The organism is Mucilaginibacter sp., from assembly GCF_028288205.1.
Classification (GTDB): domain Bacteria; phylum Bacteroidota; class Bacteroidia; order Sphingobacteriales; family Sphingobacteriaceae; genus Mucilaginibacter.
This window is the reverse complement of sequence record NZ_JAQBOD010000003.1, coordinates 71,307-84,360: the sequence shown is the minus strand read 5'-3', so window position 1 is coordinate 84,360 and position 13,054 is coordinate 71,307. Positions and strand designations below refer to the sequence as shown.

Below are 13,054 nucleotides of genomic sequence, written 5' to 3'. Positions count from 1 at the left end.
GGTCATATCAATTTCCGAAACAGTCACCTGTTTTCTACCTAATTTGGAAAATGCGAGCAGGTCGTCTATTAGATTACCCATCTTTTTAGAATTATGGATAATGGAATGAAGAATGGTCATTCCATCTGCATCGAATTTTTCTCCATAATCCTCCACTAAGATTTTTGTATAGGCATTGATAGCCCGGATGGGAGCACGAAGATCGTGGGACACTGAATAAGAAAAAGATCCTAGTTCTTTATTTACAGACTCAAGTTGGGCCGTGCGATCGATTACTTTTTGTTCCAGTTCATCATTTAGTTTTCGGATATCGTCTTCGGCGTTCTTAAGTTCCTTGTTGGCAATGATCAATTCTTCCGCCCGTTTTTCCTTTTCTTCGTTTTGAAAAGCCAGCTCCTTATTAGCAATGACCAACTCTGCTGCCCTATTCTCTTTTTCTCCATTTTGAAAAGCCAACTCTTTGTTCGCAATGATCAATTCTGCCGCCCGGTTCTCTTTTTCTTCGTTTTGAAAAGCCAGCTCTTTATTCGCAATGATCAATTCTGCTGCCCTATTCTCTTTTTCTTCGTTTTGAAAAGCCAGTTCTTTATTCGCAATGATCAGTTCTGCTGCCCGGTTCTCTTTTTCTCCATTTTGAAAAACAAGTTCCTTATTGGCAATAATTAGCTCTGCTGCCCGGTTCTCTTTTTCCTCGTTTTGAAAAGCCAGCTCTTTATTCGCAATGATAAGTTCTGCCGCCCGTTTCTCTTTTTCTTCTTTTTGAAAAACAAGTTCTTTATTGGCAATAATTAGCTCTGCTGCCCTATTCTCTTTTTCTTCGTTTTGAAAAGCCAGCTCTTTGTTGGCAATGATCAGTTCCGCCGCCCGGCTTTCCTTTTCGCGGTTTTGAAAGGCAAGTTGCTTATTAGCAATCATCAATTCATCTGAATCGTTCTTTTCCATGTTCTTATAGCATTAGTATGAAAGGGAATAGTGGTGTTATAACCAACCAAATGAGATTGCCTTTTTTTAGAATTTTCTAAAGCTAACATATTATACTGATAACCTTACGAATACTACACATTAGTACACTGGGTCCATAGGTCGATACTTGTAGAGTTTAAATGAAAATCCAAACCTTATAAGGGTGCCGTATTTTAATTTACCTTAGGCAACTAATTGCAGCTTATCCAGGTTGTCTGAAATGATTTTTATTTCTTCAATGGTTAATTTCTTATCTATGGCTTTTGCATTTTGCACAGCCTGTTCACTGTTTCTTGCACCGGCAAGCGCAATAGTTATTCCAGGCTGCTCCAGTGTCCATAACAGAACAATCTGGCCTAAACTCAATTGATGACTATCAGCAATAGGTTTAATAGCCTGAAGGAAAGCGTTGGTTCTTTTAATATTTTCATCCTTGAAAAATGAAACAGACTGCCGGTGGTCCCCTTCGGCAAACTGATGCCCGGCTTGTATTTTACCTGTCAACAATCCTCGCTCCAGGGGGCTGTATGCTAAAATTGATTTTTTATGCTGCAGGCAGTAAGGTATAAGCTCGGTTTCAATTGAACGTTTAACCATACTGTAAGGAACCTGGTCAGAAACCACGTTTAAGTACTTTTCTGCTTCTTCCATTTGGCTCGCATCATAGTTGCATACTCCTGCGTAAAGCACCTTACCTTCATCAATAAGTTTCGCTACAGCTTCCATACTTTCTTCTATCGGGGTAGTTGAATCGGGCCAGTGTATCTGGTACAGGTCTATATAATCTGTTCCCAGCCTTTTTAAGCTATCTTCACATTCTTTTTTGATGCTTTCTTTTCCGGCATATTTATAAATATCAATATCCACACCGTTATTTTTTTTGCTTTTGAAGGCAAAATCGCCTTTTTTCAGATCCCAGCGCATACCATATTTGGTCAGAATCTGAATTTGGTCGCGGGGGATGCCCTTTATCGCTTCTCCAACAATTTCCTCGCTGGCTCCTTGTCCATAAATAGGAGCAGTATCAATAGAAGTTACCCCAAGCGAAAATGAATCCCTTATGGCATCAATAGCATCCTTTTTTTCTGTACCTCCCCACATCCAGCCTCCGGCCGCCCATGCACCAAAAGTTACTTCTGAAAGGTGTAAGTCCGTGTTTCCTATTTTTCGGTATTTCATAGTAATGTTATTTTTAAATACATTTTTTTTAATTAGCCACAATAAAATACTTTTGTAAATTATACGTTGAAATTTTGTAGTGACGAAAACAAAGGAACGACAAATGGTCTTTTGTATCAATAACTTACCAAAAAATTAGCCCCTCATTAAAAAGTTAGCCATGTCAGAGAGAAAACTTAGTTCCACAAATTTTTATAATCAATCCTTTTTGGAAGAAAAGTGTGCACTTAGCGAATTAATATACTTGTTAAGTAAACGATGGATGACTGAAGTGCTGTTTAGTATTGAAGAAGGTAACAACAGATTTACCAATTTAAAAGAGGACTTAGAACATATCAGCGATCATATCCTTGCTGACAGGTTAAAATATTTAGAACAACACGAATTAATTCATAAGAGCTATATGCCTGGTAATCCCCCACGAACAGAATACACCCTTACAAATAAAGGTACAGAGCTAAGCAGTTTATTAGAAGGCCTTTGCCAGTTTGCCGAAAACAAGATGGAATTTTCTAATTATTCCATTTTAAACAAAATTTAGCCTCATGCAGAACTATTACAAATCAAAGTTAAAGCTAAGCTTGATACTATAGGGCGATATACCCGGGTGATCCAGGTAGTTGAACCTTTTGATCAGGTCGATACGAAGGAGCTTAAAGATATTTCCTATGCCGGCGCCTGCCTCTACATATGGGGTATTACCTAAAGCATAAGTCCCGTTCGCGCCATTAACGGATGCCGGAAATTGATAGAGATTTGTTGTGTACAAAGGATTATTTTCATTACGCAGGCCGCCATATAAAACTTTAAAAGATAAATATTCGCGCCATTTAAGATGCTCGATCAAGGGAATCTTATTTAAGAAAAAGCCGTTAAAGCTTTGGGTAAAGTTAATACCCATATAATGGTCGCTTACAAATTCCAGGTAATACATCTTATTATAAGCGTTGGGGTCATAAGCTATAGATTGATTGGCCGGGCTTATATTAAGTAAAGGAAACGGAACTTTGCCGGTTAACAGGTTGCCCAGTAGGGTAAAGTCGGCAAAGCCCAGCTGGGAAAGATAAAAGCGCTTGTTAAGAGTAGCTGTAATAGTGGTGTAGTGATAGGAAGCAAAACCTTGGGTAACCTGCAAGTTAAGGATCGGATATTTGCTATATATAGTAGTTCGGTCACGCGAACCCTGGATAATCTGCTCATGCGGCGCATATCTTAAACCCAGGGTTATTTGGTTGGTAGTCAGGTCAGGTACAATAGTATGAGGCTGATCATTAAGCCGGAACATCAGCGTCCCGGCGGGGCGTTGGTTCCAGTTCCTGAAAGATAAATTATAAGAAAAATGATTTTCAAAATCCTTGATATAAGAGATCGAGAATATCCGGTCATAAAGCCAGTAATCTGTTACTCCGCTTTGGAAAGAAGATAGTGCGGCCTGCGAATTATTGATGGCGAAGCTTTGCCCCGGAATGTCGACATCATATAAATAACTGAGTTTTAAATAATCATTCGGAAAACGGTAAGGCGGGGTTTTATTTAAAGCTAAAAAAGTACTCAGATCATATTTGAATTGCCTGTCTGCAGTGCCATAACCGGCATAGCCATCCAAATAAAAAGATGGGTTGAATTTGGGCGTCGTTCGGCCCCCTAACTGAAACCGCGCGCCTTCTTGCGTATTATAGGAAAAAAGCGAACCGATGGGGCCGGCCTGTACCGGCCCCATCTCTGCAAAATCACTGGTGAGGGTACCGGCTATCCAGGTTGCTGTTTTAAAGGATCGCATCTGTTCCAGCCTGCTAATACGGGCATAGGCTCCCGCCTGCTGCCGGGTTAGCGTATCCATCCGGTGATGATTCCAATAAATAGTATCGGCCTGTAAGTACTCTGCCGCGGTCTGCAGGCTTTTACCCCTATAGAAAACTTCAGGAAGCGGGGAGTTGAATTTGAAGTCAGAATAAATTACTGTGCGTTCACCAAAAACCCCTATACTCTTATTTCTTAGTAAGCCAAAGTTGGCCTGAACGTTACTTTTAACCAACTCATACCGCCCGCCGGGATACGGTTCAAAATCCAGCCGGATCTTTAGGCTACGCATAAAATTAATATTGATCTCTTTGTTCACATTCAGCTCGCACGCTTTAACCGCATAATTGCCATCCATGGTAACAAGCAGCTTACCTTCAAATAAAAGATCGCTTTTATTGCGTGGCGTAAAGCTAAGTTCTACCAATTTTCCATTAACAGTTTGAACGGTATCGGTAATAAAAAATTTATAAAAATCAGGAGCGTGGTTAGCAATAGGGCTCAGAAACTGGTTAGTGATAATAAAAATATTATTGTCATAGATATCAATTGTATTTCCGTAAAGCCGGTTAAGATAAATATCTACCCCTACCGTATCCACAAATTTGACGATATTAATGCCCTTTTCTGCCTGCAGTATCTGTATGGATTTTTCGGGATTTTTGCGATAGAAATGCCGGGAAAGCTTTTCGCTAAAATACCCGGGCAGCGAGGTTTGTATTTTCCCGTCGATAATGGACGCCGTATCCAGCATGAATTTATATTTACTAAACAGGCGACTGTTGGTAAGCATTGGCGGCAGGTTAAAAAGAGATAAGCCGAGCCGTTCATATTGGTCATACTGCAAGTAATCGGCGCTTTCCATACGATTTTGCTCCTTATGATCAATTACCTGCCGAATTAATTCAACTGCCGGATTTCCTTTATTCCGGTAACGTTTATTTTTTCCCGATGTTATTGAAACTTCCTTTAACTGAGTTTGGCTGCTGTAAAGACTGATAAGCAATTCATTAACTTGCCCCGGCTTAATTATCTTTGTGATGGTTTGGTAGCCTAAATAAGAAAACGTAACACTATTAAAGTTACCGTCGGCACTTAAATAAAAATTTCCTTTTTTGTCTGTACGGGTGCCGTAATGGCTGTCGTTTAAACTTATACTGATATCAGAAAGTGGCTGGGCTGTGGCACCCTCGATAACACGGCCCTTTACGACTGTAATATTTTGCTGCGCAATGACGATGACGGGTAAGAGAAATAAAATACTGAACAGCAATTTGAGCATAGTCTATTAAACGATTAACCTATATATTAAGTACTTAGCCCCCGGTAAAAAACTGATGATATTTTAAACAGATAACATTCTGTTTCAGTGACATTTACTTTCTGCTGATTTATAACCTAATAAAACAATAAGAGTTTGATAAACACAGTCAATTCTAACAAATAAATTATTTAGGCTATAGGTACCACTATATAACACTTACTACACTTTTTCTATCTTTGCCAATAATGGTTAAGCGAATGATCACTTTTGGAATGGCCTGCCTCCTATTGATAGGAAGCGTTGTTTTCCCATTGGGTGATTTTTCCCTCACGCGCGATTTGCCGGAAATGTACCGTAATTATTCAAAAATCACCACATCCGATGAATTAAGCGTATTTGATTTTATAGGCGATTATCTGCTGCATGGTAAGGAAATCTTCGGTCATAATGCTAATGATAAACCGCAAAGTGCCGGCAACAATGTTCAGTTCCAGCACCAGCCGGTGCCTTTTTTTGTTGTGCTATCCTCAGTTCATTTGTGTATGCCAACAATATGCCCGGATATTATTGCCCATACCCAAATTTGTATAGCGGTAAATACTTCCGACTTTAAAAATAAATTGTTCAGGCCCCCGCTCGCCTGATTTCTTGTTTTCTACAGTTTATCATTCAATTTATTTATCACACTTTATCCTATTATATTTATATTATATGAAAAGAATTTTCATGCTTATACTTTGTATGCTACTATCCCACTGGATAATAGCGCAAAATACCTTCAGAGCAAAGGTGACCAGCGATCAAACAAAAGCTATTCTTAAAGGAGCCACGGCCACCATACCAAACTTAAAAATAGCCATAAGCGCCGACACCAGTGGCTTAATTGTCATCCCCAATATACCTAACGGGAAATTTGAAATTGATGTTACTTATGTAGGTTTTAGTAAAAGTGAAAAGGTTTACAGCTTTCCACAAAAAAATCCGGATCAAACAATCGAAATTGTCCTTGAACCCTCGACAGGAGAATTAGCGGAAGTTACTGTACAAACCACCCGTACCAACCAAAGCCTGCGCGATATCCCAACACGCATTGAAGCGTTATCCTTAGAAGAACTGGACGAAAAAAGCACGATGCGGCCCGGCGATATTAAGATGCTGTTAGGCGAAACAACGGGCATCCATGTACAGCAAACCTCAGTGGTAAGCGGGAGTTCCAGTTTTCGTATCCAGGGATTGGACAGCCGTTATACTCAATTATTGCAGGATGGAATGCCGCTGTATTCCGGCTTTTCGGGCAATTTAAGTTTATTGCAGGTAAGCCCCCTGGATTTAAAACAGGTAGAGTTTATCAAAGGTTCGGCTTCAACTTTATATGGCGGGGGTGCCATCGCTGGTTTAGTTAACCTTATCAGTAAAATACCAGAGAAAACGCCTGAACTTACCTTTTTATTAAACGGCACTTCTGCAAATGGGGTCGATGCCAGTGGTTATTATAGTCGGAAATGGCAGCATATCGGCACTACCATATTTGGGTCATATAACTATAATGGCGCATATGATCCGTCTAATACTGGGTTAAGCGCGATACCACAAATCAAGCGTTTTACTATCAATCCTAAGATATATCTTTATATGGATGAGGATAATTCCGGTTGGTTTGGTGTTAACACTACTTATGAAAACCGTTTAGGGGGCGATATGCAGGTGATAGATGGTAAAGCCGACAACGTCCATCAGTATTTTGAACGCAATAAAACGTTCCGCTTTTCCACCCAATTATCCTTTACTCATAAAATAGATGAGGAAAGCCGGGTCAACTTTAAAAATACCATCGGCTATTTTGACCGCCAGTTAAGCGAAGCCGGGTTTAATTTTAAAGGCAAACAGCTTTCTTCTTTTAGCGAATTGAATTATGTGCGCAATGGTGAAAAAGCTTCATGGGTAGCAGGTGCCAATTTAATTACAGATAACTTTACGGCTACTCCGCCGCAAAGCAGTTTGAACTATAACCTGACTACTTTAGGCGCTTTTGTACAGAACACCTATAAGGCCAATAATTGGTTTTCATTAGAAAGCGGCCTGCGGCTGGATGACAATACCCCACCACCAAATAAACCAGCTAATGGGCTATTTATTTTACCAAGGGTAAATGCTTTGTTTAAACTTACCAGCCATTTAACCAGCCGTATAGGTGGCGGGTTTGGTTACAAGATGCCAACCTTGTTTAATGACCAGAGTGAGCAGGATGGTTATCAAAATATTAAACCATTAAATACCGGCAATACCCAGGCGGAACAGTCTTATGGGTTAAATGGCGACCTGAATTACCGACACGCATTAGGCAGTGAGGCCTTTATCAGCGTTAACCAGCTTTTCTTTTACACCAAAGTGGACAGGCCATTGATCCTGCAAAATAATACTTTTATCAATGCGCCGGGCCACCTGACCACGCAGGGAACGGAAACCAATATCAAACTGGTTATGGATGAGTTAGTGTTTTACCTGGGATATACTTACACCAATACCAAACAGCACTTTAACGGGTTAACAAACACGCAACCATTAACGCCAAAAAACCAGCTGAGCTTTGATGCGACTTACGAAATAGAGGGTAGTTTTCGCTTTGGAGCTGAAAGTTTTTATACCGGCTCACAATTATTAAGTGATGGCACCACCGGAAGGGATTATATAACCTTTGGTTTATTGGTGCAAAAAATGTGGAAGCACCTGGACATTTTTATTAACGCTGAAAACTTGACCGACCAGCGGCAAACCAAGTGGGGCAGTATTTATACTGGCAGCATCACAAACCCTAATTTCGGGGATATTTATGCACCTCTGGATGGCATAATTGTTAATGCAGGTATCAGGATCAAATTATTAAATTGAATCACTTTTAAGTAGGAAAATTTGCTATAAAAAAATAGTGGCAGGCGCTAAGCACCTGCCACTATTAAATTGATCGTTCAGAATTGTAAATATTATTATTAAGCCGATTTTTATTAGATGGCTAATAATCAGCAATTATTTAATATCCCGGGTTTTGAGTCCATTGTGTATTAATAGCCATTTCTGAGAATGGAATAGGAGCCAAATATTTCTGCGCGATATTTGTGCCTGCCGGGATAGAGTTTTCTACAGCGTTACGGGCAGCAATTACTTGCGGCAACAACTGCAAACGTACAATATCAAACCAACGCATACCAAATTCACCGGCAAATTCATAAGCACGCTCATACACTACTGCGTCTCTGAAAGCTGTTTGGCTTAAACCAGGGGTTAACGGTAGTTCGCCTGCACGTGCTCTAACCGCATTGATAGCATTGTAAGCTGCACCTGACGGGCCGCCTTCGGCCATATCTGCCGCTTCTGCATAGTCTAAAAGAACCTGCGGATAACGAATAATATCCAAAGCCTTATTAGTACTTGGTTGTATAGAAAGAAGTTGGGTAGCAGTTTCATTAACCCCATCGCCATTAAGGCCCGCCCTAAACTTTTTATAGTATGGGTGTTGTGCATGTGTTGTTGGAGAATTCCACGGGGTTAATGTAAATGTTGTTTTATCTGGGTTCCTTAACTTAAGTACAGTATAGAAAGTAAGATCTGTTCTTGTACATACCGGGGCATTATTAAAGAAGTTGATCTCCGGATAAACGTCATCCCAACCGCTTGATCCGTCAACCGCTACTTCGTCAAGCGGGACATTGCTGGACCCAAAACGACGATTAGGTAAACCACCGGCTACACTATACTCCAGTGAAAATATAGATTCGGGAGAGTTGTTAGTTGTGAAAACTTTATCATAAGGTGTGCTTAAGTTATACGTGCCCGCTTGAATTACTAAATTAGCTTCAGTTGCTGCCAAAGCATAATTAGCGGGCTGATTTAACGGCCAGCCTGCCATAGTTAAATACACATCAGCCAGGCACGCACTTGCCGAATAGGTGGTTGGCTTACCTGATGATGGAGTTGTGCCTAAAAGACTTTTGGCCGTTTTTAAATCACTGATGATAGAAGCATATATTTGATCTACACCAACTCTTGGCGGCCTTACACTTAAATCTAAATTGGTCAATACCAGGGGCAATGCTCCAAATGTTCTTACCAAATAATAGTAACATAAGCCTCTTATAAAATAACACTGGCCCACTGCCGCGTTTTTTAAAGCATCGGTTGAATTAACTTTTTGATAATTAGCAATCACATTATCGGCCTGGTAAATAGCTTGCCAAGGGCCGTTCCATTCGGCTGTTAAGCTTGAATTTGTACTGCCACCTGATAACCTGTCAAAATCACGCTGATCCTGTTTATTTAAACCCGGATCAGTAGTATAATCATCTGAGCCAAAATAAGAGGTTTCTTTACTGGTAAACCCCCAGGCGCCATCCCGGGCAAGGGCCACATACATAGCACTTACAGACGCGTCAAGGTCGCTTTGTGTTTTAAAATACGATTGTGGTGTTAAAGTGGCCTTCGGATCTTCTTTAAGTTTCACACATCCGGCTAACATCACCCCCAAAAATAATGCTAATAATATTGAATATTTTGTTTTCATCTTTATATATTTTAAAGAATTTAAATTTAATTTACAGTTACAAGCCAAGTCTTACACCCAATGTGTAGGTTTTAGGATTTGGAATAACCCCAAATTCCTGCCCTTGTACAATAGCATTACCGCCATTATCAATTTCAGGATCATATCCTTTGTAAGGTGTAATTGTAAGTAAGTTTTGTCCGCTTACATATAATTGTAAACTCCTGATGCTCGCCTTTTTTAATAACGCGACAGGCACATCATAGGCAAGTGACAAGTTTCTTAATTTTACAAAACTTGAATTATATACATAACGGCTGCTATTGTTATAGTTGTGGCTGGAGCTGCTCCATGCCGGGTTATTTGTTTGATTACCTGGTGTCCATAAATTCTCCGGTACAGCTTCTATAGTTGTAGCATTTTTCATATCGCCTAAGCCACCCCATAAATAAGCAAGGGTTTGCGAAAATACATGGCTTCCCTGTTGACCCTGGAACAGGAAGCTTAAGGTGAAGTTTTTGTAAGCTATATCATTGCTCCAACCGTATGTAAATTGTGGCGTAGCGTTACCTAATAACTGGTAATCTGCCGATGTATAGGCGTGATCACCATTTATATCTTCATATTTTGCGTCGCCCGGTTTCATACCATACAAAGCTGCCTGTGCCGCTTCGCTGGTTTTCCAGGTGCCTAAAAATCTATAGCCATAAAACTCGCCCAATGGCTGGCCTACTTTTAATATAGCGTTAACAGTATTGTTACCGGCCCCGGTTATTACATTGTCAAGGCCGCCAAGGTCTGTAACCTTGTTACGGTTAATTGACAGGTTAACATTGGTATTCCATTTAAAACTTGAAGTAGCCACAGGGCTGCCACCAAGAGAGAACTCAATACCATTATTGGTAATGCTGCCTATGTTAGCCTGGTATGAACCGCCATTATCATAATTAGGTGCCGGTTGTTGGTACAGCAGGTTTTTTATGTTGTTTTTATAAGCATCAAGTGTAAATCTTAAACGGCCTTGTAAGAAAGCAATGTCAACACCCAAATCATAGGCTGTTTTGGTTTCCCATTTAAGTGTTTTTGATACGCCGGTTCCAAGCGGAGTAGCTACGCTTGGTGTACCCGCACCTGCAGCGCTGCCGCCGCCATAGTAGTAATTACTTTGCCCGCCTCCGGTGTTGATAGTCGCGATGGTTGAATAGGCGCCAACGTTTTGGTTACCGGTTTGACCGTAAGATAAACGGACTTTAAAATCAGATATCACTTTAGAATCTCTTAAGAAATCTTCATTGCTTGCGTTCCAGGCTAAACCTACTGACGGGAATGAACTGTATTTTTGAGTTAAGTGCGAGGAACCGTCTGTACGGATAGCTGCCGTTAAGAAATACTTATCTTTGTAAGAGTAGTTAATACGTGCCAGGTAAGATACTAACGCATCTTTAATATAGCCCGAATTGTTTTGCTGGGTTGAACCTAATGCAAGGTTATAGTAACCTAACGCGTAAGTTGACAAGCCTTTTGAAGTAGCACCAAAATTTGTACTGGTAGCTGATGATATCTCATACAAAGCTGTACCGGTTATTTGATGATCACCAAATCTATGTTTGTATGTCAGGAAATTACTGCTTAAATAGCTGGTTGTCCTGGTGGTAAGATTTGATATATAATCTGATTTTGAATCAAAGTTGCTTGTTCCCGGTCCAAAAAAGTTTTGTTGATAATTTTGTCCTAATGAATAAACATCTGTTGATGTAAAAGTCAGATCTTTTATGATGCGATAGTTAAAAGTAACGTTTCCATTAAAGTTACCACCGGTACCGTCTGCCGCCTGGCTGGCTGCCTGCTCTACCGGGTTAAACTGAATAGAAGCGTAGGCAGAGTGGTTAATGTATGCGCCTGTAACAGGGTCGCGTATAGGTGATGTAGGATCCCACTCAACTGCCTGGTTAAACGGATCGCCTAAACCACCACCATAACTGTTATTATGGCTTTGCGGAATTGACGCGCCCAAAATGAATTTAATATCCATCTTATCGTTTAACTTGGCATCAAGATTTACCCTGAGCGTTGATCTTTTGTAAAATGAATTTAGTATTGTACCCGGTTGATTAAGGTGGCTAAATGATACGCGGTATTTTGTAGCATCTGTTCCGCCTGATACATCCACACCATAATACTGTACCCATGGCTTTGTAAAAAGCGCATTTTGCCAGTCTGTACCGCCATTTGTTTTAAAAGCATCAAGCTGCGCCTGGCTAAAAGCCGCGGTACTACCGGTAGCAATAAACTGGTTATTAACAGAACGTGCAAAATCATAAGCACCCATCAGGTCCAATGTTTTAGGCATCTGGTCATGCTGAACCCAGGTATTGAAATTAATACGCGTTTGACCGGAATGACCTGATTTGGTAGTTATCAATACAACACCATTTGATCCTCTTGACCCATAAATAGCTGTTGATGCCGCATCCTTCAAAATTTCTATTGATTCAATATCATTCGGATCATCCGGACCTGCACCAATATTTCCATCAGTTACATATAAAGGCTCATTGTTACCGGTGATAGAGTTAGCACCCCTGATTTTAACCCTGGGGCCCTGACCTGGCTGCCCGTTAGCGCTAACCACGGCAACACCGGCTGCTTCGCCCTGTAATGCCTGAGTTAACTGTGTAATGGGGCGTTTAGCGATTTCGCTGGATGAAATAGAGCTTTCTGCGCCGGTTACTTCCCGCCTTAATTGGCTACCATAACCTACTACAATTACTTCATTCAGGCTTTTAGGTGCCGGAGTTAATTGTATGGTCATATCGCCTTCTGTAATGGCTACTTCTTTTGGTAAATAACCTACAAATGAAACCACCAGTATGCTTGACGCGTCGGGTACATTTAATGTAAATACACCGTTAATGTCTGCTGCGGTAGCTATGTTGGTATTTTTAACAGAAATTGTTGCACCGGGCAATGGGTCGCCATGTTCATCAATTATCTTGCCGGTAACTTTTAAAATTACATTACTTACCGGATTAGCAACCTTCTCGCTCTTTTTAAGAACGATGGTTTGCTGCATGATCTTGTAGGTAATTGGCTGATCTTTAATGCATAAGTTAAGAACATCTTCTATAGTAGCATTAGTTACAGCTATAGATACTTTTTCATTTTTAGGCAAATCAAGTTTGTCATACAGAAAATGATAGCCGCTTTGCTTTTCTATTAATACTAATATTTTAGTAATAGAAATGTTTTTTTCATGAAGGGTTATATTTTGAGTATAACCTTTGGCACTCACTTGAACGAGGGTTGCCATTATT

Annotated in this window: 8 protein-coding genes; 3 read left to right on the top strand and 5 right to left on the bottom strand. The window is 40.4% G+C overall.

Annotated features, from left to right (window positions below; all coding sequences use genetic code 11):
- Positions 1–942 (bottom strand): histidine kinase dimerization/phospho-acceptor domain-containing protein (locus JWR23_RS00480; RefSeq protein WP_299511585.1); only part of this gene is annotated, 942 nt, incomplete at its 3' end.
- A gap of 204 nt (positions 943–1,146) precedes the next feature.
- Positions 1,147–2,142 (bottom strand): aldo/keto reductase, encoded by a 996-nt coding sequence (locus JWR23_RS00475; protein WP_299511582.1) that lies wholly within the window; start codon positions 2,140–2,142, stop codon positions 1,147–1,149.
- A 208-nt stretch (positions 2,143–2,350) separates the two neighbouring features.
- Here JWR23_RS00475 and JWR23_RS00470 point away from each other — a divergent pair, with 208 nt between their 5' ends.
- Complete coding sequence (locus tag JWR23_RS00470; RefSeq protein WP_299511578.1) at positions 2,351–2,683, top strand: helix-turn-helix domain-containing protein; 333 nt, start codon at positions 2,351–2,353, stop codon at positions 2,681–2,683.
- A gap of 15 nt (positions 2,684–2,698) precedes the next feature.
- On the opposite strand, the gene JWR23_RS00465 is transcribed toward JWR23_RS00470, so the two are convergent.
- A complete protein-coding gene (locus tag JWR23_RS00465) occupies positions 2,699–5,224 on the bottom strand; it encodes a DUF5686 family protein (RefSeq protein ID WP_299511573.1) in 2,526 nt (841 codons plus the stop codon).
- A 239-nt stretch (positions 5,225–5,463) separates the two neighbouring features.
- Here JWR23_RS00465 and JWR23_RS00460 point away from each other — a divergent pair, with 239 nt between their 5' ends.
- Positions 5,464–5,850, top strand: a complete 387-nt coding sequence (locus JWR23_RS00460) for a hypothetical protein (RefSeq protein WP_299511568.1) — start codon at positions 5,464–5,466, stop codon at positions 5,848–5,850.
- Positions 5,851–5,917: 67 nt separating this feature from the next.
- Positions 5,918–8,095: a TonB-dependent receptor plug domain-containing protein gene (locus JWR23_RS00455; protein WP_299511562.1), complete on the top strand. Its 2,178-nt coding sequence runs from the start codon at positions 5,918–5,920 to the stop codon at positions 8,093–8,095.
- 139 nt (positions 8,096–8,234) lie between these two features.
- Here JWR23_RS00455 and JWR23_RS00450 read toward each other — a convergent pair whose 3' ends face one another.
- Together JWR23_RS00450 and JWR23_RS00445 are read right to left on the bottom strand one after the other, a co-directional pair.
- Positions 8,235–9,761, bottom strand: coding sequence for a RagB/SusD family nutrient uptake outer membrane protein (locus JWR23_RS00450; protein ID WP_299511557.1), 1,527 nt, complete (start codon positions 9,759–9,761; stop codon positions 8,235–8,237).
- A 37-nt stretch (positions 9,762–9,798) separates the two neighbouring features.
- Positions 9,799–13,050, bottom strand: coding sequence for a TonB-dependent receptor (locus tag JWR23_RS00445; RefSeq protein WP_299511554.1), 3,252 nt, complete (start codon positions 13,048–13,050; stop codon positions 9,799–9,801).
- Positions 13,051–13,054: the final 4 nt, after the last annotated feature.

Coding starts and splice junctions, on each gene's coding strand:
- JWR23_RS00455 (WP_299511562.1), top strand. CDS start 5,918: ATGAAAAGAATTTTCATGCTTATACTTTGTATGCTACTATCCCACTGG.
- JWR23_RS00460 (WP_299511568.1), top strand. CDS start 5,464: ATGATCACTTTTGGAATGGCCTGCCTCCTATTGATAGGAAGCGTTGTT.
- JWR23_RS00475 (WP_299511582.1), bottom strand. CDS start 2,142: ATGAAATACCGAAAAATAGGAAACACGGACTTACACCTTTCAGAAGTA.
- JWR23_RS00465 (WP_299511573.1), bottom strand. CDS start 5,224: ATGCTCAAATTGCTGTTCAGTATTTTATTTCTCTTACCCGTCATCGTC.
- JWR23_RS00450 (WP_299511557.1), bottom strand. CDS start 9,761: ATGAAAACAAAATATTCAATATTATTAGCATTATTTTTGGGGGTGATG.
- JWR23_RS00445 (WP_299511554.1), bottom strand. CDS start 13,050: ATGGCAACCCTCGTTCAAGTGAGTGCCAAAGGTTATACTCAAAATATA.